This is a genomic window from Roseibium sp. M-1, assembly GCF_054515675.1.
Genome location: NZ_CM137257.1, coordinates 5711994 through 5731744, shown reverse-complemented (window position 1 = coordinate 5731744; position 19751 = coordinate 5711994). Strand labels below are relative to the sequence as shown.

Here is a 19751-nt window from a genome sequence, read left to right as displayed (position 1 = left end):
TGCCAGCAGAGGCAAACCTCACACAAACGAAACCCGGCTGCTGGCCGGGTCGGATCGCGCGCGATGAAAGGCCGGTTATTCCGGCTCGACGGCGAATTGCAGCGGATAACCAAGCTGGCCGGCAGCATCGATTGCGCGCGTCGCCTTGGTCTCGGCAACGTCCTTCGGGTAGACCGAGACGACACAGGCCCCCTTCTGATGCGCTGTAATCATCACGACTTCAGCCTGGGCAGAATCCAGCCGGAACTCGGACTTCAGGATCAGGACCACGAATTCCCGCGGCGTATAGTCATCGTTCAGCAGCACCACCTTGTAGAGCTGCGGGCGCTGAACCTTGGTCTTTTGCAGCAGTTTCGGTTTGAAATCGATCTCACTCATGACAATCGTCCAAGCTGACGCCTCGCGTCCGCGTTCGCGGACCCACCTGTTATCCGGAAACCCGGCCGGTTTCAGTCCGGCCCCAGTGCCAGAAATTTGTGCCGGACTTCTGTGCCGGTGTTCTGTCCCGCACACCTTCCCATCCCTCAGGGGACGCTTGGGCTTCGGTCAGTTCCGGGATTTCAGCCAGTATACTGCAACGCGAAATCGAAGAAAACATGACATCTGATTTCGGTTGCTCACAAATGAAAACCCCGCGTTGAAACACGGGGTTTCGCAGTCGGTCTCAAGATCGGGATCAGGCGGCGGCAACATCCCGCAGGAAGCCGTCGATGCGTTCTGCCAGCTGGCGGGTGTTTTCGGCCACTTCCGAAGACGTCCGCGATACATCGCCCGCCGATTGCGAGGTCTCGTCGACCGCCGCCTTCACGCCGGTCATGTTCTCGCTGATCTCGCGGGTGCCGGAGGCAACCTCCTGGATCGAGCTGCTGATTTCCGCCGTCGCCGATCCCTGTTCTTCCAGCGCGGCCGTGATGGACCCGGTGAACTCGTTCACCTTGACCATGATGTTCGCAATTTCCTCGATCGCCGCAACGCTATCCGACGACGCCCCCTGGATGGCGTTGATCTGGGCGGAGATCTCCTCGGTGGCCTTGGAGGTCTGCGTTGCCAGTTCCTTGACTTCGGCTGCGACCACCGCAAAACCCTTGCCGGCCTCGCCCGCACGGGCCGCCTCGATGGTGGCGTTCAGTGCCAGGAGATTGGTCTGTTCGGCGATGTCCTGGATCAGCTGCAGCACCGCACCGATCTTCTGTGCGGATGCGGCAAGGCTCGCGACCTGGGCATTGGCCGAGGTTGCCTTGGTATTGGCGGAGGAAACGACTTCGCTGGTCTCGGCGATCTGACGGGAGATTTCCGCGATGGAGGCTGACAGTTCCTCGGAGGCCGAGGCAACGGTCTGGACACTGGCATAGGCCTGTTCCGTGGCCGCGGCAACGGAGGCGGTGCGCTCGGTGTTGCTGTGCGACAGATCCATCAGGACGCCGGAAATGGCTCCCATGCTTTCGGTGGACCGGGTCACGGGATGCAGAAGGCGCTGGCTATCATCGCGGAAGCTGCAAATCATCTGTTCCAGTCCCGCCTGCCGGCGGCGCTCGTTTTCGATGTTCTGCTGCTGCTCGTCCTCCAGCTCGCGCTGGCGCAGCCCGTTGTCGCGGAACACTTCCACCGTGCGGGCCATCTGGCCCATTTCGTCGACCCGTTCGACACAGGGAATGGCGATGTCGTACTGGCCGTCGGAAAGAACGGTCATGGTATCCGAAAGACGGCCGATCTGGCCGGTGATGCGGCGGATCAGGGCGACAAGCACGAGGGAGACGACGACAATTGCGATAAGGGTGATGACAAGCGCCGTCATGAGCGCTTCGCTGCGGGCCGCTTCAATTCCGGCAAGATCGAAGGCCACATAGATGTAACCCAGCGTCTCGACCTCGCCGCCATCGCTGCGGGTGATCGGCTTGATGCCGATCTCGTAATTCGCTTCCGAGTAGAACTCGGTTTTCTCATTGGCATTTGCGCCGCGCATGGTTTCAGGAATGAGACCCACAAGCGTTTCGGCTTCGCCAGTCTCGTCCCGCAGAAGCGAGGCGAAAATCTTGCCATTGGCTTCCTGAACCACGGCCCAGTCGAAGTTCTTGTTGTCGAGAAGAGGGGCCAGCAGGCTGTTGGCCAGATCCTTGTCGAAGTCCCAGATCGCGTTGCCGAGTGCCTGGTTGGTCAGGTCGGCGCTCATGCTGATCTGCTGTTCGAAGGCATCTTGAACCGCCGACACCCGTTGCGTCGACGTTACATAGGCGAAAGCCACAAATGCGATCGCCACGACTGCGACAATGGGCACCGTCGTGGTGAATTTAACGGACTGCCAGAACTTCATGCTATCCCCCAACAAGGTTTGCCGCATGGTTAGGGCGACCGTCCAAAAATTTCCTTAAACGTGACCTTGAACACCTGCAATAAAATCCAAAACAGTCCTTCTTCTTCTTTTTGAAAATGACGTAAGAGTTCGATAAGAAACCTTCCGCGCAAGCAATGGCAAGCAATACTGAGTGCAGTGACTGCAAGTCTTTCCGGGTGAGGCATCGATGTCTCGACCTGGCCGGCTTGGCATGCCTCCACCAGCCAGTCACCTCGACCGGCAATGGCAGATCCGCCGAGGAGTTCCGGACGTAAGCTGTTCTGACCCTAAGGAAACTCGGAGGACGGTATGATGTTTTCCCCACCGGCCATGAACCGGCACGCCAGAGCGGCAGTCATCGCCCTGGCTCTTGGCCTTATGGCACTGGGCCAGACAGGTCTGGTTCACGCAGAGACCGGCACCACGATCAGCGCCCTGCCCGCGGCGGAACGTGTCGGCGCGGGCCGAATGACCTTTCTCGGCTTCAAGGTCTTCGATGCGGAACTGTTTGCGCCCGGCGGTACCTATAACCCATCCGCTCCCTTTGCCTTGAGACTCACTTATCTGCGCTCCTTCAAGGGCCAGGAAATCGCCGACAGCTCCGTCAAGGAGATCCGGCGCCAGGGCGGTGTCTCCGACAGCCAGCTTGCAAACTGGCGGCGGCAGATGGAAGCGCTTTTTCCCGATGTCAGACCCGGCCAGTCGATCACCGGCGTAAGGACCGCCGGGGGACGGTCGGAGTTTTATCTGGGTGACCGGAAGCTGGGTACGATTGCCGACCCTGCCTTTACGAAGAAGTTCTTTGCCATCTGGCTCGGCGGCAATACACGCGACCCGCAGCTGCGCGCCAAGCTGGTCGGGGCCAGTTCGTGACGTCCACAGCTCCCGGCACCGCTGGGGCAGAAGCAGACACTTCCCGTCAATCGGGAACCGTCACGCCTAGCGGCCTTGCGGCCTACGGCGTGATGGCATTTCCACTGGCCTTTGCCGGACTGCCGATCTATCTGCACGCACCGGATTTCTATGCTGTCACGCTGCAACAGCCGGTCGCGCTGCTCGGATTCGTGCTTTTGTCCTTGCGGCTTGTGGATGCCCTGCAGGATCCGTTGATCGGCAGCCTCAGCGACAGGTTTCACGACCGGCGGCGCAGCGTTCTGGTCCTCGGCGCGGTCCTGCTCGGCTTCGGTTTCTGGATGCTGTTTCACCCCTTCACGGCCGCGCCTCTGACCTGGTTCGCGATCTCTGTTCTGATTTGCACCACCGGCTTTTCGGTGGTCACGATCAATTTCCAGGCCCTCGGCGGGCTCTGGCAGGTGCCGAGCGCGGACCGGACCAGGGTCACGGCGACACGCGAGGCATTCGGCCTTGCCGGGCTGCTGGTCGCGTCGGTCGTACCTCCCGTCCTCGCTGCCGGCAGCAGCCTGGGCGTAGCTTTCCACTGGCTGACGCTCGGCTACCTGCCGTTGCTTGCGGCCGCTTGCTGGCTGCTCTTGCGGTGGATGCGCTTCGCCAGTCTCGCAAAACCGCAAGACCGGCATTCCGGTGCAAGCTGGCTAAGCCTCTTGCGCAACCGCTGGCGGGTCCTGTTTTTCGGGCTGCTGTTTCTCAATCTCCTCGCCAGCGCGATCCCGGCGGTCCTGGTTCTTTTCTTCATCCGCGACAAGCTGGGCGCGGAATCCTATACCGGCATCTTTCTGCTGATCTATTTTCTCTCCGGCGTAGTTTCGATGCCGCTTTGGACAAGGCTTGCCCGCTCATTCGGCAAACTGCGGGCCTGGCAGTTTTCGCTCGGCGCCGCGATCTTCACCTTTTGCTGGGCAGCGCTTTTGCAGGAAGGTCAGGTCGTTGGCTACGGCATCGTCTGCGCCCTTTCCGGTCTTGCCCTGGGCGCGGACCTTGCCTTGCCTCCCGCCATCCTGGCCGACCATATCTCCGACGACGGCAGGCAGGGCGAAGCCAGCCGCCTGTTTGCCGCGATGGCTTTCCTGTCCAAATCCGCCCTCGCATTCGCCACTGGCCTTGCCCTGCCCTTCCTCGGGCTGCTTGGCTATCAGCCCGGCACGGTCATGACGCCGGAGCTCGGTTTCCTCATGAGTGTCTCCTATGCTGGCGTGCCCTGTCTTTTGAAACTCATTGCGCTTTGTGGTCTCATTATTTTCGAGAAAGACCTTGCCCAAGGCAGAGCCCGCATGTGACCCTTGGTCAACCAGCTGAAAGACAGGCCCAGAAGATGTTCGTGCGCCCGCCCCAACTGACCAGACCCGCCGACAAGGATCCGCTTGCGGCTGCGCTCGAGCAGGAGATTTTCAGCGAGAAGGCCTCGACACTGGCTCGCCTGACCAAGAAACTGGAACAGGAGCTGGCAAGACTGGCGGAAGCGCATGACGATCCTTCAACTTCGGAGGAGACGTGCCGGCAGCGGCTGGCGACCGCCGGGGAAGCGCTCTGGCACGTCACCATCCAGCGCGAATTGTGCGGTTTGCGGCAGCACAAGGCCTTTTACGATTTCATGGGCGTTCTGCCGGCCGTACGTCTGCGGATGGGGCCGGCGGGCAGCATTCAAGTGCAGGAGACGGCTAAAACGGACCGTCTGTGACCGGGATCACTTCCTTGTTGATGGCCCACACCTAGACAAATGATACTGTTGCTTCTTCTGAGCGGCGGTGATTTTTTCTGGGGGCTTTTCACAAGATGAGTTATTTACAGTCGCCATTGGCGACCATTATGGAACAGCGAAGGTTCGCCGGTTTGGCTGATTGTCAGCAGCGATACCCCAACAACAAGACCAGACGCAGACCGATCAATATGTGCAGAAAGCCCCGTCAGTTGAGCAAACCATCCCGATTGGCAAAGTCCCGTTGGGTGACGGCCTGTCTGCTGCTGGCCATGCTGCTGGCACCGTCCACACTTGTTCTGATGGATTCCGCTCCTGTCCAGGCCCAGTCGGTTCGCGTCGTGCCGGAAGGAAACCGTCTGCGGTCACAGCCAAGCATTCCCTATTCCTCCTCCCGCAGAACTTCGGCCTCGAAATCGTCATACGATGCGAAATTCGACAAGGTCATTGCCGTCCTCAGGCGCGACCGGCAGTTGATGGGTTCCATCAAGCGTATCGCCTCCCGCTACGGCATCGACCCGATCCACATCGTCGGCGCGATCGTCGGCGAACACACCTACAATTACGACACGCTCGACAGCGCCCAGTCCTATTACGTCAAGGCGCTGGCCTATGCCGGTATCCGTTTCGAATTCGAGCTGAACGGCGAGCATGTCGACACTTTCGTCGAGCGGCCGCAATTCGACCGCTGCCGGAAGGATCATATCCAGAAGAGCAGCGACCGCCGCTGGTCCTGCTACGAAGGCGTCTGGAACAGCAATTTCCGTGGCCGGTCCGTCGACGGCGTGCGCTATCCGAAGAAGAATTTCAACGAAGCCTTCTTCCAGCCGCTCTATGCCGGCCAGAGCTTCGGCCTCGGCCAGTTGAGCCCCTTGACGGTTCTGAAAATGACGGACCGGGTGTCGCGCACCAGCAATTTCCGCAAGCTGGATGCCGGAAACTCCGAAGCGGTCTACAAGGCCACCATGGACCCGAATATCTCGCTGCACTACATGGCCGCGATCATCCAGGACTCCATTGCCGCCTACAAGAGCGTCGGCAAGGTCGACATCTCCAACAACCCTGGTCTGACGGCAACGCTCTACAATCTCGGCGACCCATGGGACCGCGCGGCGAAGTTCCGCCGCAGCGGCCAGTCCTGGCCGCAGGAAAACTACTACGGTTGGCTGGTCAACGATCGCATCGAGGACCTGCGCGGACTTTTCTGAAGTCCTGCGCCAAGGCGAGTGTTCCTGAAGGCTTACTGCAGGAACGGATTGGTCTCGCGCTCATGCCCGATCGTCGAGGCCTGGCCGTGCCCCGGCAGAAAGGCGACGTCGTCGCCGAGCGGCAGCAGCTTTTCCCGGATGGAACGGATCAGCGTGGCGTGATCGCCGCCCGGCAGGTCGGTGCGCCCGATCGAACCGGCAAAGAGCACGTCGCCGGAAATGGCAAAGCGCAGCTCGGCATCGAAGAACACCAGGTGGCCAGGGGAATGTCCCGGGCAATGGAACACATCGAACATTCGCCCGGCGATTTCCACCTGATCGCCCTCCTGCATCCAGCGGTCGGGCATCACCGGCTTGACGCCGTCGACGCCGAACTGCACCGCCTGGTCGGCCACCCGGTCGATAAGGGGCTGGTCCGCCTCGTGCGGACCTTCCACGGGAACTTTCAGCGCCTCGGCCAGATCGGCCGCGCCGCCGACATGATCGATATGGCCGTGGGTCAGTACGATCTTCTCGACCTTGACGCCCTGCTTTTCGATGGCGGCCAGGATCTTGTCGACATCGCCGCCCGGATCGATCACGGTACCGCGCATGCTTGACGGATCCCAGATGAGGGAGCAGTTCTGCTGGAACGGCGTGACAGCGATCACCATCACCTGGATCGGCGGTGTCTCGTCCATGCCGGGATCTGTAGTGTCTTGCGGCATTTACGCCTCCTGTCGTGACAGTGCCGGTCTCCAGTGTTGCTACCCTTGTAACAAATACGGGACAACACAGGCCGGTGTCGTGTTTCTGTTCACTAGCGGCTTCACCTTGCCGCGTGCATTTCGTACAAGAGTTAAGCGGCTGTTGGAAGCCGCCAGACACAATCGGGTAGCCGGACCTAATGACGCCAAGACTGTTGACACTGCTGACCTTTGCCGCTGCGGCGCTGTTTGCGGCGTCCGATAGCCAGGCACAGCCCGGCCGGACGCCGCCCAGCTTCGAAAGCTGGACGGTCGATTGTGGCAACACCGGCGTCTGTTTTGCGTCCTCCTTTACACGCAGCCAGTCCGTCTGGGTGGATGTGCGCATCGTCCGCGACTGGCAGGCGGAAGCGCTGCCATTGGTGCGCGTTTCGACCAACACCGAGCTTCCGAAGGACGGTACGCTGCAATTCGAGGTGGACGGTGCCGAAATCGAGGCTCTGCCCATCGAACAGCTGCGCGAGATGCAGCCGGCCGTGACAACGCCCGGCGGCTTTCGTCCGCTCGGCGGTGAAGGATTCTGGTATCCGACCGGCCCGGCAACCTCTACGCTGCTGGAAGCCCTGCGCATGGGCAAGGAACTGACTATCCGCCTGCCCGCCGTCAATGGTGGCGATCCCGTCAGCGTGCCCGTGTCGCTGCAGGGTCTCAAGGCGAGCCTGCTGTGGCTCGACAATATCCAGAACCGCACCGGCACCGTTGGCGCCATTGTTTCACCCGGAACGGAGCCGGCGAAAGACGCACCGCACGCCCTGCCGCTGACAAGTGCCGATCAGCTGCCGCCGGAAGTCGCTGCGGTCCTGTCCGCCAACCGCCTGTGCTCGGAAGTCGATCCGGCCATCTATGCCAGCCTCAACGCGGTTCGTGTTCCGCTTGCCGAAGGCGCGTTCCTTTATGTCGTGCCTTGCGGTGCGCCGACGGCCTATAACAGCCCCTTCGTCGCCGTTCTCTCCGGCAAAGACGGCGCCGCCCGGCAGGTGCAGGTCGCGCGCATGTCCGAAAAGGGACCAGTGGCGACGGATCTGATCTACAACGCCAGATGGGAACCGGCTGAACAACAGCTGGTGAGCTACTTCAAGGGTTCCGGTGTCGGCGAGTGCGGCTTGTGGAACCGCTGGGTGTGGAACGGCACCGGGTTGGTGCTTTTGGAAGAAGCAGCTCGAAAGAGCTGCGACGGCACCTCTCCGGACTTGTCCAACTGGTCAAACACCTGGCCTCTCAAAAACGCCTCGAATTAGCGGTTCGCCTAAGGATTCTCTTGCGATTTCGCCCGTCCAGCCCTTATGATGATGACGCAGCGGCTGGAGAGGGATGCGGCAGCTTTGTTTCAGCCCGATCCCAGAATGTTGATCAGACGCACGGAGTGCGCCTGAAGGAAATGACTCGACTGTGAAGGCGGGTGAGATTGGTCGGTATGTGCCGAAAGGGCGCAGAAATTAGGGTGAATCGGTAATGCACGATGGTGATTCGGACCGGCGGTCGCGTGGTCGGCGCGGCGGCAAGCGCGAGTTTGGCGGTCCGCAAGACTTCGGCAGTGATTTTGGCGGAAGCGAGTTCGGTGGAGACTTCTATGGCGGCGGCCGTGACGGAGGCTACCGCGGTGGACGCGACAATGATTTCAGTGGCGGCCACGGCCGCGACGACAGAGAAGGCGGCCGAGGCGGATACGGCAATCGCGGCGGCGGATACGGCGGCGGCGGTGATCGTGACGGAGGCGGACGCGGCGGATACGGCAATCGCGAAGGCGGCGGCGGTGGCTACGGTAACCGTGAAGGCGGCGGTGGCGGTGGCTACGGCGGCGGTCGCAGCGGCGGTTACGGTGGTGGCCGTGAAGGCGGCGGCGGCTATGGTGGCGGACGCGAAGGCGGCGGCGGCTATGGCGGCGGACGCAGCGGCGGCTATGGCGGCGGCCGTGAAGGTGGCGGCTACGGCGGCAATCGCGAAGGCGGCGAAGGCGACGGGTTCCGTCAGCAGCGCCCGCGGCGCGACATGCCTCCCGTCGAGCGCGGCCCGCGCCAGGCCGGCACTGTAAAGTTCTTCAAGAACGACAAGGGCTTCGGTTTCATCACGCCGGATGCAGGCGATGCGGATGTGTTCGTTCACATCTCTGCCGTCGAGCGTTCCGGTTTCACTTCCCTCGACAGCGGCCAGCGGATCTCCTTCGAGACCGAGCCGGATCGTCGCGGCAAGGGCCCGAAGGCTGTCAACCTCCAGGTTCTGGAAGAAGACGGCGCGCCGGAAACCGACGTCGAGACGCCAGACGAGGAGTGATCCTCAAGCGGGATGTCCCGCCTGAATGATCGTTTCGCGCAAGGTTCTGGGCGCAGCTCTGCTGCGCCCAAATTGTTTTGCCGAAAGTGTTTGAGAGCAGATCAAATCCGGTCCGATCCCGGCCTGCAGCTCTTCAAATCAAATCCCTGCCCCTATAACGCCTCTCCAAACTTTCCCAGGTAACCCATGCCGTCCGCTCCGCAGCCGTCCTTGACCATCCGCCCTTTCCTGCCGGGAGACCTCGATGCCCTGCTGCCGCTGAACAACGCGGCTGTCCCGGCCGTGAACGGCCTCTCGGCAGAAGACCTTCTGGACCTCGTCAATTCCGCGCTCATCTGCCTTGTCGCCGAAGCCAGGGGAGCCGTCGCGGGTTTCCTGCTCTGCATCGGCGATGGCACCAGTTATGACAGCCGCAATTACCACTGGCTGAGTGAACGCCTGTCCAACTTCGCCTATACCGACCGCATCTGCGTCGACGAAACCCTCCGCGGCCAGAAGATCGGCGACGCGCTCTATGCAGCCCTTTTCCGGCATTTTGCCGGCAGCGGACGGGCCTTTGTCTGCGAAGTGAACGAGCGTCCGCCCAATCCCGGCTCGTTGCGTTTTCACGAACGCCTCGGCTTTGCCGAGATCGGCAAGGCCGATCATGGCGAGAAGGCTGTCATCTTCCTGAAACGCGATCCGGAGCCTGCGGCTGCCGCAGACAAAGCCGGAGACGGGACCGTATGAATTACCGCCATGCCTACCACGCGGGCAATATCGGCGACGTTCTAAAACACGCCGTCCTTGGCCGGCTGATCGCCTATTTCCAGCGCAAGGACAAGGCCTTCCGCATCCTCGACACCCATGCCGGCATCGGGCTCTACGACCTGACATCGGTGGAGACCCAGAAAACCGGCGAATGGCTCGAGGGAATTGCCAAGGTGCTCGCCGCCGAGACCCCGGCTGCCGTCGCCGACCTTCTCGCACCGTGGCTGGACGCCGTTCGCTCCTACAATCCGGAGGGACCGCTGAGACTCTATCCGGGCTCGCCGGCAGTTGCCCGCCATCTCCTGCGTCCGCAGGACCGGTTGACCCTGACGGAACTCCATCCGGCGGATTTCAAGACCCTGTCGGACCGTTATGCGGGCGACTTCCAGGTCAAGACGATCCATCTGGACGGCTGGCTTGCCATGGGCAGTTTCCTGCCTCCGAAGGAAAAACGCGGCCTTGTGCTCATCGATCCGGCCTTCGAGGTCACCGACGAATTCGACCGCATGACGGGCGCGGTGCTGAAGGCGCACAAGAGATGGCCTGGCGGAACTTATGCGCTCTGGTATCCGATGAAGGACATGCGGGCCATCCGCCGCATGCATGATGCCTTCGCCGATGCCGGCATGCGCGATGTCCTGACCCTGGACCTCAATGTCGGCAGAAGCGGCCCGGATACCAGGATGCTCGGCTCCGGCATGACCCTGATCAATCCGCCGTTCACGCTGGCCGACGAAATGCGGCTGATCCTGCCCTGGCTTGCCGATACCCTGCACCAAGGACCGGGAACGAGCTGGAACGTCACCCAGCTGATCGGAGAATAACGCCTCCCTCATGTCACTTTTGACGGGATCGAAGCTTGACCTTCCGACCCGCCTCCCCCATCGTCTCCCAAGAGTTTGCTTTCCGGAGTTTCTGCCGTGAACATTGCCCGATCCGTCCGTTTGACCTTTTCAGCCCTCGCACTCTGCGCAAGCGTTGCCGCGCCGGCGATGGCGGACGACAACCGCGTCTATTTCTCCTTCTCTTCCGGTGAAAAACGGCTTCCGGACTGCACGGCCGCGTCGGTTCAAAGCGCCGTTGCAGGCTCCGTGGCCCGCGCCCGAAAGGACTATTACGGCGGCCGCACAATCCTGAATATCGACCGCATCAGCGAAGTCAGCTACCGGGTAAACGGTGTCAGCCCCGTCGCCCGCCGCTATTGCAAGGGAACAGCCAGCCTCTCCGACGGCACCATCCAGTCCGTTCACTATCTGGTGGAAGAACATGCGGGCTTCGTTGGCGTCAGCTGGAATGTCGAGGCCTGTCTAGCGCCTCTCGACAAGTGGCGCGTCTACGGCGCTTATTGCAGCACCACCCGTCCGCACTGAGGCCTGCCATCCGGAAGGATTGCCGATGGCATTTGCCCGCCGCTGTCTGACACTTTGCGCCGGCCTCTTGGCCGTGTCCTTGGGCCTGCCCGTACGGGCGGACCAGGCGGGCGATTTCGATTTCTATGTGCTCTCCCTGTCCTGGTCACCGACCTACTGCAAACAGGAGGGCGCGGATGCCAACCCGCACCAATGCGATGTGGCAACGCCGTTCCGTTTCGTGGTGCACGGTCTCTGGCCGCAATATGAGAGGGGCTTTCCGGAAAACTGCCCCGGCGTGCAGCAACGCATTGACCGGCAAGTTGCGGTTTCCATGGAAGACATCATGCCGAGCCACGGTCTCGTCTTTCACGAGTGGCGCAAGCACGGCACCTGTTCGGGCCTCTCGCCGGAGGATTATTTCGACCTGACACGCCAGGCCTATGAGAAGATCACCGTTCCCGGTGCCTTCCGCACGCTGAACAAACGCGGCAAGGCGGCGCCCGAAACCGTTGAAAAAGCTTTCCGCCTCGCCAATCCCGGCCTGGCCGAAGATGGCATTGCCGTCACCTGCGATCGCGGCGAGCTGGAAGAGGTTCGCATCTGCCTGACGCGGGATCTTGAATTCCGGTCCTGCCGCGAAGTCGACCGCTCCGGCTGCAGGGCCGGCAGCCTTTCCGTCCCCCCGCCTCAGGCTCGCTGACGCGCCTGCCTGACGGGTCCAACCGCCAATCCTTTCTGGAGATCGGATTATGATGAAACTTCGCTCGTCGCCCCCCTCGCCCTTTGGCCGCAAGGTGAAACTCGCCATGGCAATCCTCGGCCTGAAGGACCGGATCGAGATCGAGGAGGCCAATACGGCCGATCCGGCGGACAGCCTGCGCAGCCAGAACCCGCTCGGCAAGATCCCCGCCCTGATTCTGGAAAACGGCGACGTCCTCTACGACAGTTCCGTCATCGTGGAATACCTCGATTTCCTGGCGGGCGGCGGCAAGCTCTATCCGGCAGGTGAAGCCCGCTTCGCCGACCTGCGCGACCAGACCCTCGCCGACGGCATCATGGAAGCGGCGATCCTCAGGGTCTACGAGAAGCGTTTCAAGGAACCGAACTACCGGGACCCGGCCTGGGATGCCTACCAGGGCGACAAGATGGCGCGCGGCCTCAGGCATTTCGAGGCAAACACGCCAGCAGCGCCTGCGTCCGCCGCGGATGTCACCGCCGGCACGCTGACGCTTGCCTGCGCTCTCGGCTATCTCGACATCCGCTTCGGCGGCGAATGGCGAACCGGTCATCCCAAGCTCGTCGCCTGGCTGGATGCCTTCGAAGCCGCCGTCCCTGCCTTCACCGACACCAAGGTGCCGCCGGCGCCGGTTCCGGACAACGCTGCTGCCGTGCTGAGATAAGCCCTTCAAGCACCAGGACCCGGATCGCGGCACACCCGGCTGCCTTCCGGCCTCGGGCTTCAGAGCGTTCCGCCCGAGAGCGGCCTGCGGCTTCGCGCCTTCAACAGCCGGCGTCCGCTGGCGATTGCCTGACCGAAATCCTTTTGCACCGCCAGCAGCGCCGGCACCAGGAGGATCACCAGGAAGAGGCCGAAGCCAAGCCCGTAAGCCAGCGTGATCACCGTCGGCAGCAGGAACTGGGCCTGCCGGCTGGTCTCGAACAAGAGTGGCATCAGGCCGAAAACGGTTGTTGCGGTCGTCAGGATCACGGCCCGCAACCGGTCGCAGACCCCGTTGACCACGGCGAGGTGGAAGGGGTGGTCGCGGGCATATTCGTCAATGGTGGTCACCAGCACGATGCTGTCGTTGATGATGATCCCGGCCATGCCGATAAAGCCGACCACCGAGAACATCGACAGCGGAATGTCGTGCAGGTAATGCCCCCAGATCATGCCGACACTGCCGAAGGGGATGATGATCATGATCATCAGCGGCCGGGTCCAGGATTCAAAGATCCAGCACAGCACCAGATAGATGCCGGCCAGGCAGAGACCGAAGCCGATCAGCGCGTCCGACAGGAAGGAACGTTCCTGTTCCGCCAGTCCGCTCATCTCGCTTTCGACGTCGAACTCGGCGGCAAGCCGCGGCAGCAGCTCGTCCTGAAGCATCTCCGTCACACGGGCTGCAGCTTCCGGATCGTCTTCCGAAACGTCTCCCATCACCTGCAGGGTTCTGAGCCCGTCGCTCCGGCGCACCGAGGCAAAGCCATAGGAACTGTCGACCTGCACGATCTCGCTCAAGGAAACATAAGTGCCCGCATCGGTGCGTACGCGCGTGGTGTAGAGGAAGGCGGAATCGGTCTCCTCGTCCGGCATCAACACCTTCACCTTGGCCGTCCGGCGTCCGATCGGGAATTCGGCCACTTCGACGCCTTCCAGGCGGTTGCGCAAAATGCGCGCGATGTCGTCCGTGGTGAAGCCGAGTGCCTCGCCGCGCGGGGTCAGGGTGAGGTTCAGTTCCGGCTTGTCGTAAGCAAGGGTGTCTTCCAGCGCGCTGACCCCATCCATCGGCGACAGAGCCTGTTTCAGGCTTTCCGCGGCTGCTTTCAGATTTTCCGTCGACGTGCCGTAGAGCTTGATGTCGATGGCGTCGCCCCCCGGCCCCGAGCGCTCACCGCGCAAGGACAGCGTTTCCAGAAGCGGCGGCTTCCTGATTTCTTGGCGCCAGTCGCCGATGAACTGGAAGGCTGAATAAGGTCTGAGATCCGGATCGATCAGTTCGATGGAAATCCCGCCAAGCTGATCCACGTCCTTGGTATCGGCTCCGCTGAGACCGCGGCCGGCCGTGGCCCCCACCGTTGCCAGCGCAAACAGCACCGGCTCCGCACCGTAGTCGTCCGCATAGCGCCGGTTGACCACGTCCAGTGCCCGTTCCATCTCGGCGATCATCGCCTTTGTGTCATCCCGCTTTGCGCCGGGCATCATGGCGATGCTGGCCGAGACGATCGCCTGTTCGGGCGCATTGAAGAAGCGCCAGCGCACCGACTTGTCGAAAAACAGCGACAGGGAAATCGCCAGGATCATCACCGCAAAGCCGATCGCCGGATAGCGCACCGCGATGACCCAGCCGATGAACCTGCGGAAGAGATGCTCGCGGAACCAAACGAAACCACGGTTGAACACCCGGTTGGGCCAGTCGTACCAATGCGGCTTCCGGCTTGCCTTGAGTGCGTGGTTCATGTGCGCCGGGAGGATCAGGAAGCTTTCCACAAGGCTCGCAATCAACACCACGGAAACGGTGAAGGGGATATCGGCGACGAGGCTGCCAAAGCGGCCGCCGATGGCAACCAGACCGACAAAGGCAATGACCGTCGTGACCGACGCGGAAAAGACCGGCGCCGTCATCCGCCGCGCTGCCAGGCTCGCAGCTTCCGCAGGCGGATAACCGCGCCGGTGCAGGAAGTCGGCATGCTCGCCCACCACGATGGCATCGTCGACGACGATGCCGAGGCAGATGATCAGGGCAAAGACCGAGACCATGTTGAGAGTGATGCCAAAGACATACATGAGGGCGATGGTGGCGGCCATCGCCGCAGGAATGCCCGCAGCCACCCAGAAAGCGGTGCGGGCATTGAGGAAGAGAAACAGGAACAGAAGCACAAGGCCGAGACCAAAAAGACCGTTCTCCACCAGGATGTCCAGCCGGTCGATGATCGCCTGCGAGCGGGTGTTGGTCAGCTTGACGACGACACCATCGGGAAGCGTGCGCTGGAATTTGGCCGTGATCTCTTCGACCGCCCGCTGAACCGCAATCGTATCGCCCTGGGCCCCCCGGTCGATCCGCAGCACCACAGCCGGCATGCCCTTGTGATAGTAGGCACGGCCGCTTTCGACACCTTCGGTTACGATATCCGCGACGGATCGCAATTGCAGCTTCTCGCCCTGTGAGGGCGCTTTCAGAACGATCTCACCGAGATCCTGTTCGCTGCGCCTTGTCTGGCCGGTCCTGAGCCTCGCGCCGCTGCCGCCGACATCTCCGGCAGGCGTTGTCTCCATTTCCGCCGCAACCACATCGGCGATTTCCGAGATTGTGAGCCCGTGTCGCACCAGCATGGCTTCGCCGACATTGACCCGGATGATAGGATCTTCCAGCCCCCGGATCGTCACCTGGGTGACACCCTGCCGGAAGAGCACCGTCTGCAAATCTTCGGCGAAGCGGGCGAGCTGGTCGATATCGATGGGTCCATAGAGCACGACATCGGTGACACGGTCGCGATAGACGCTGCGCGAGATCACCGGCTCGTCGATACCCTCCGGCAGGCTGGAGCGGGCCTGGTCGACGGCTGCCTTGACCTCGTCGGTCGCCTGGCCCATGTCCCAGCCGTCCTCGAATTCAAGTTCGATACTGGCTCTGCCCTCGCGGGCCACGGACGTTGCTTCGTCGACACCGTTGATCGCCAGAAGTTGCGGCCCGAGAATTTCCACGACGGAGCGGTCAAGATCCTCCGGCCCAGCCCCCGGCCAGTTGATCGTGATATCGACTTCCTCGCGCACAAAATCTGGGAAGAATTGCGTCCGGATCTGCGTACCCGCCGCCAATCCGGCGATCAGCATCATGGCCAGCAGCAGGTTCGCTGCCGTCCGGTGCCGGACCATGTAGTCCAGCAGCGATGCGAATTGGGATCCGCCGGGCGACCGCATCTCAGCCCCTCCGGTTCAGCACTGCGGCTTGATCAGCCATTGCGCCCGCGCCCCTGTTCAAGCCGTTCGACCAGCTCTTTCGGCACCATCGGCTGGTTCAGGAGCGCCAGAAGCCGGGCCTTGCGGTTTTCTGGCATGTCGGTCTGGTTCAACCGCTCGATCAGAGCCGCCCGCCGCTCGGGTTCAAGGGCCACCAGGTCACCGGCAGGGCGCTGGCCGCCGGCTTCCGGCGCCTGGTCATCGGCAGGTGTTCCCTGCTCAGGCGTCCCCTCCTCAGTGCCACCGCGCTTTGGCGACACCTTCAGGCCGCTGCCAAGCTGCGGCAGGCGCTCGCGCACATAATCGATGCCGAACGGTACATCGGCCAAGACCACCTCATTGCCCATGCGGCGCAGGATGCGCACACTGATTTCAGCAATACGGTCATCCTTGCCGACCGTCAGCAGCCTGCCGTTCTCCGTGACGGCTGCGGCGGGAACGACGGCAACGTTCCGGAGTTCCGGCTCCTGCACCTCCACTTTCACAAAGTCGCCTGGCCGCAGAACGGTGCCGGGCGCCAGCTCAAGCGTTGCATAAAGCGTCCGGCCCGCCTCGCCTTCAGTGACGACGGCAGCCGCCCGGTCGATATTGCCTGGCACCTCGACTGACCGTCCGCCGAGTTGCAGCATTACGGTGACTGGAGCCTTGACGAGATTGCCGCTGTCATCCAGCAACCGCGAGAATTCGCTTGTGGAGAGAGAGAACCGGACCTCAAGTGCCGCCGGGTCGATGAGCTGCGCCAGCGTTTCGGACGGGTTGACGCGGCGGCCGAGCGTCGCATCGACCTGCGACAAATAGCCGTCGAAGGGCGCCGTCAGCGTGGTCTCGTTCAAGATGCGTCTTGCGTCTTTGAGAGCAAGTTGCGCCCGCTTGACAGTCAGATCCATGCGCTCGACACGCTTGCGCGCCGTGATCACAGATTGCAGCCGGTTCGAGAGGGATTGTTCCAGCGAGGCGACGGCCAACTCTTCTGTTTCCACCTGGACGGCGGTGGAATAGCCCTTGTCCTTGAGCTGAAGCTGGCGTTGCAGGGCCTGTTTGCGCAGGTCGAGCTGACGCCGGGCGGCATCGAGTTCCTGCTCGGCGCCGACAATCGCCTCCTCGGCTTCCGCTTTCTGTGCCACCGCATCGGCAAGCGCGGCTTCCGCATCCAGAACCTGGAACTCCGCATTCGCCGGATCGATCCTGAGCAGCAGCTCTCCCTCAGCCACCGCCGCCCCGTCCCGGAACTTGGCGGCGACATCGACAAGCCGGCCCTCGGAGCTGGCTCTGAGCTGCAGGGTGCGCCAGCTGACGACCTGGCCATAGGCGGTGGTGACCGGCGTTACGGTCTGGGGCTGGAGCGCCGCCACATTCACCGAATAACTGCGCTCGCGCGCCGGTCGCTGGTGCGCGGTTTCTTCCGCGGTCATGGCAGAATAGAGCCGGTAGGCGCCGAAACCGGCAAAACCGATCATCGCCGCCATCAATGCCAGACCAAGAAGTCCGCGCATCAGAAACCGCATTCGCCACTCCATTCCGGGCCGCATCCGGAATACCGGACCGGCGTCGCCGGCCTGGGCCGACCCTGTTGAATAACATGGTTCTTGGGCGAAATTCTGAAAAGCTTGTAATCACTTGTAACGAAAAACCCGGCACCTTGCGGTGCCGGGTTTTCATTTCTAGCAAAGCTGTCAGGCTTAGAACTTGTAGCCCAGACCCATGCGGATCTGCGAATTGTTGAAATCCGAGCTCACGCCGGTGCCGTTCAGGTTAAAGTCCTGTTCGCCGAAATCCTGGTAGGTATAGTCCAGGCGGGCGGTCACGTTGTTGGTAATCGCAGCTTCGCCGCCGGCACCGAGCGACCAGCCGAGAGCGGTCTTGGAATCGGTGTCGTTGTTGCCGGAAACTTCCAGGTCGGCGATCGCCAGACCGCCGGCCCCGTAGACCAGGTAACGGTCGAAGGCATAACCGACGCGGCCACGGATGTTGGAATTCCAGTCAGACTTGGAGGTCAGCGTAACGCCCCCGTTGGAGCGGGACTTCTCCAGGTCCGTCAGGCTGAAATCGGCTTCGGCGCCGACAACCACATTCGGTGTCACCTGATAGTTGTAGCCGGTGTAAAGACCGCCGCCAATGCCGTTGGTGTCAATGCCGAGATCGGTGGTGTTACCGGCCTTGTTGTCGAACTGGCCGAAGGCCCAGCCGAGATTTCCGCCGACATAAAGGCCGGTCCAGTCGATGCTCTGCTGCGGAGCCGGAACCGCGTCGTAAGCCGGCGCCGGGGCCTGCGGCAGATCCGCTGCCAGAGCCGGCGCGGTAGCGGCCGCCGCGGCAGTCAAGGCTATGCCTGCAAATGCAAGACGTTTCATCTCAAGATACTCCAGATCCACTTTACTCATATTGAATCGGCCGGAAATTCCCGGCCTCTTGCGAGTTGGACGGGGGGTTGGCCGCGTCCTCACTCTCCCCCATCGGGATATATGAGGAGCGTTTGTGGCGGATCAGGATTGGGATTTGGGAGTTTTGATGACAAATGGCGGCAACATTCTGACAGGATGAAAGAGCCGTAAAAACAATTGCAATTTGCATTCCGCATCGCCATCTGGGCGGTAGAAAGATCCTTGTCCCTGGCTTTCCCTGAACCAATCTATTGCGTATAAGGCGCCCAACCGACGCGGGCGCTCCCCCAAAGCCGCCCCACGGGACCAAATCGACCGGAACCGGAACTCATAAATGCTCTTTGACTACATAAGCCTCGCAGGCGGCCTGGTTGTTCTGATTATCGCCGGCGATGTCTTGGTCAGGGGTTCGGTCGGTATTGCGCAGCGTCTGGGTATTCCGAATCTCGTCATCGGTCTGACGATTGTCGCCTTCGGCACATCCGCTCCAGAACTGGTGATTTCCCTGAAGGCGGCCCTGGAAGGTGCCGGCGGCATCGCGATCGGCAACGTAGTCGGATCCAACATCGCCAATGTTCTCATCGTGCTCGGGATGCCCGCGCTGATCGCTGCGACGCCCTGCGGCGAAGATGGCGCGACCCGGAATGCCTTTTTCATGGTCGCCGTGACCGTGGTCTTCATGGGCCTGTGCTTTTTCACCCCGATCGGGCTGCTGGCCGGTGTGGTTCTGCTGGTGCTACTCGGTGTCTTCCTGGCCGCCTCGACCATGATGGCGCGGCGACACCGCAAGGAGCAGAAGACCCTTGCAGCCGCATCTGCAGGCGCAGCCGTTGCCGAAATCTCTTGCGGCGAGGACGAAGATGGCCTCGACGAGGTCGAGGATGTTCCGGACAGCCCGTGGATTGCCCTGATCTATATCGCGCTCGGTCTCGTCGGCCTGCCGCTCGGTGCCCACTTCACCATCTCCGGCGCCACCTCCATCGCCACTGACTGGGGCGTCAGCGAAGCGGTCATCGGCCTGACGGTCATCGCGCTCGGCACATCCCTGCCGGAACTTGCCACAACGGTCATGGCCGCCATTCGCCAGCACGGCGCTGTCGCCATCGGCAACGTCATCGGTTCCAACATCTTCAACCTGCTGGCCATCATAGGCATCACGTCCGTCATCGTGCCGATCGACGTGCCGCCGGAAATCCTCAAGCTTGACGTCTGGGTGATGCTGGCCTGCGCCGTTCTCCTGACAGGCCTTGCCGGGCTGCGCATCTGTCTCGGCCGCATTGCCGGCTTTGTCATGTGCGCCGCCTACGGGCTCTACATCACCACCGTCTATATGCTCGGCCACGTCTCCTGACCATTCACGGCAGGAGCCTCCGCCAGGCTGCTCGCCGACCCTTTCCCTGAAGCCCCGACGGGCTTAAA

General features: G+C 62.0%; 18 protein-coding genes. 12 read left to right on the top strand and 6 right to left on the bottom strand.

Translation table 11 applies throughout. From position 1 onward, the window contains the following. Positions 1-75: 75 nt before the first annotated feature. Together clpS and ACX3M4_RS25875 are read right to left on the bottom strand one after the other, a co-directional pair. Positions 76-378 carry an ATP-dependent Clp protease adapter ClpS gene (clpS, locus tag ACX3M4_RS25880; RefSeq protein WP_459355852.1) on the bottom strand — a complete coding sequence of 101 codons (303 nt, stop codon included), beginning with the start codon at positions 376-378 and terminating at the stop codon, positions 76-78. Between the two features lie 298 nt (positions 379-676). Next, positions 677-2311, bottom strand: coding sequence for a methyl-accepting chemotaxis protein (locus tag ACX3M4_RS25875; RefSeq protein WP_459355851.1), 1635 nt, complete (start codon positions 2309-2311; stop codon positions 677-679). A 330-nt stretch (positions 2312-2641) separates the two neighbouring features. On the opposite strand from ACX3M4_RS25875, the gene ACX3M4_RS25870 reads away from it, so the two are divergent. From ACX3M4_RS25870 to ACX3M4_RS25855, 4 genes are all read left to right on the top strand, one after another. Beyond that, positions 2642-3205 carry a chalcone isomerase family protein gene (locus ACX3M4_RS25870; protein WP_459355850.1) on the top strand — a complete coding sequence of 188 codons (564 nt, stop codon included), beginning with the start codon at positions 2642-2644 and terminating at the stop codon, positions 3203-3205. Continuing rightward, the gene (locus ACX3M4_RS25865; RefSeq protein WP_459355849.1) at positions 3202-4527 is read left to right on the top strand and encodes an MFS transporter; all 1326 of its coding nucleotides are present in this window, start codon (positions 3202-3204) and stop codon (positions 4525-4527) included. The genes ACX3M4_RS25870 and ACX3M4_RS25865 overlap by 4 nt, the downstream gene beginning before the upstream one ends. A gap of 35 nt (positions 4528-4562) precedes the next feature. Continuing rightward, the gene (locus ACX3M4_RS25860; protein ID WP_459359505.1) at positions 4563-4928 is read left to right on the top strand and encodes a DUF6665 family protein; all 366 of its coding nucleotides are present in this window, start codon (positions 4563-4565) and stop codon (positions 4926-4928) included. A gap of 290 nt (positions 4929-5218) precedes the next feature. Then, on the top strand, positions 5219-6154 hold the full coding sequence (locus tag ACX3M4_RS25855; protein WP_459359504.1) for a DUF1402 family protein: 936 nt from the start codon (positions 5219-5221) through the stop codon (positions 6152-6154). A gap of 32 nt (positions 6155-6186) precedes the next feature. Here the strand turns inward: ACX3M4_RS25855 and ACX3M4_RS25850 are convergent, their stop codons facing one another. Continuing rightward, entirely contained in the window at positions 6187-6834 is a 648-nt protein-coding gene (locus ACX3M4_RS25850; RefSeq protein WP_459359503.1) for an MBL fold metallo-hydrolase, read from the bottom strand. A gap of 206 nt (positions 6835-7040) precedes the next feature. On the opposite strand from ACX3M4_RS25850, the gene ACX3M4_RS25845 reads away from it, so the two are divergent. The 7 genes from ACX3M4_RS25845 to ACX3M4_RS25815 all read left to right on the top strand — a co-directional run bounded on the left by ACX3M4_RS25845 (position 7041) and on the right by ACX3M4_RS25815 (position 12673). Beyond that, the gene (locus ACX3M4_RS25845; protein WP_459355848.1) at positions 7041-8138 is read left to right on the top strand and encodes a DUF1176 domain-containing protein; all 1098 of its coding nucleotides are present in this window, start codon (positions 7041-7043) and stop codon (positions 8136-8138) included. 214 nt (positions 8139-8352) lie between these two features. Next, the gene (locus ACX3M4_RS25840; protein WP_459355847.1) at positions 8353-9171 is read left to right on the top strand and encodes a cold-shock protein; all 819 of its coding nucleotides are present in this window, start codon (positions 8353-8355) and stop codon (positions 9169-9171) included. A 210-nt stretch (positions 9172-9381) separates the two neighbouring features. Continuing rightward, positions 9382-9900, top strand: a complete 519-nt coding sequence (locus ACX3M4_RS25835; RefSeq protein WP_459355846.1) for a GNAT family N-acetyltransferase — start codon at positions 9382-9384, stop codon at positions 9898-9900. Further along, positions 9897-10745 (top strand): 23S rRNA (adenine(2030)-N(6))-methyltransferase RlmJ, encoded by an 849-nt coding sequence (locus ACX3M4_RS25830; protein ID WP_459355845.1) that lies wholly within the window; start codon positions 9897-9899, stop codon positions 10743-10745. The genes ACX3M4_RS25835 and ACX3M4_RS25830 overlap by 4 nt, the downstream gene beginning before the upstream one ends. Before the next feature lie 96 nt (positions 10746-10841). After that, entirely contained in the window at positions 10842-11291 is a 450-nt protein-coding gene (locus ACX3M4_RS25825) for a cytoplasmic protein (protein WP_459355844.1), read from the top strand. Between the two features lie 25 nt (positions 11292-11316). Beyond that, positions 11317-11973 carry a ribonuclease T2 family protein gene (locus ACX3M4_RS25820; protein ID WP_459355843.1) on the top strand — a complete coding sequence of 219 codons (657 nt, stop codon included), beginning with the start codon at positions 11317-11319 and terminating at the stop codon, positions 11971-11973. Positions 11974-12022: 49 nt separating this feature from the next. Then, positions 12023-12673: a glutathione S-transferase family protein gene (locus ACX3M4_RS25815; RefSeq protein ID WP_459355842.1), complete on the top strand. Its 651-nt coding sequence runs from the start codon at positions 12023-12025 to the stop codon at positions 12671-12673. Positions 12674-12732: 59 nt separating this feature from the next. On the opposite strand, the gene ACX3M4_RS25810 is transcribed toward ACX3M4_RS25815, so the two are convergent. From ACX3M4_RS25810 to ACX3M4_RS25800, 3 genes are all read right to left on the bottom strand, one after another. Beyond that, the gene (locus ACX3M4_RS25810) at positions 12733-15912 is read right to left on the bottom strand and encodes an efflux RND transporter permease subunit (protein ID WP_459355841.1); all 3180 of its coding nucleotides are present in this window, start codon (positions 15910-15912) and stop codon (positions 12733-12735) included. A gap of 32 nt (positions 15913-15944) precedes the next feature. Further along, a complete protein-coding gene (locus ACX3M4_RS25805; protein WP_459355840.1) occupies positions 15945-17456 on the bottom strand; it encodes an efflux RND transporter periplasmic adaptor subunit in 1512 nt (503 codons plus the stop codon). A 174-nt stretch (positions 17457-17630) separates the two neighbouring features. Next, positions 17631-18302, bottom strand: coding sequence for an outer membrane protein (locus ACX3M4_RS25800; protein ID WP_459355839.1), 672 nt, complete (start codon positions 18300-18302; stop codon positions 17631-17633). Positions 18303-18666: 364 nt separating this feature from the next. On the opposite strand from ACX3M4_RS25800, the gene ACX3M4_RS25795 reads away from it, so the two are divergent. Next, positions 18667-19683, top strand: coding sequence for a calcium/sodium antiporter (locus tag ACX3M4_RS25795; RefSeq protein ID WP_459355838.1), 1017 nt, complete (start codon positions 18667-18669; stop codon positions 19681-19683). Positions 19684-19751 lie beyond the last annotated feature (68 nt).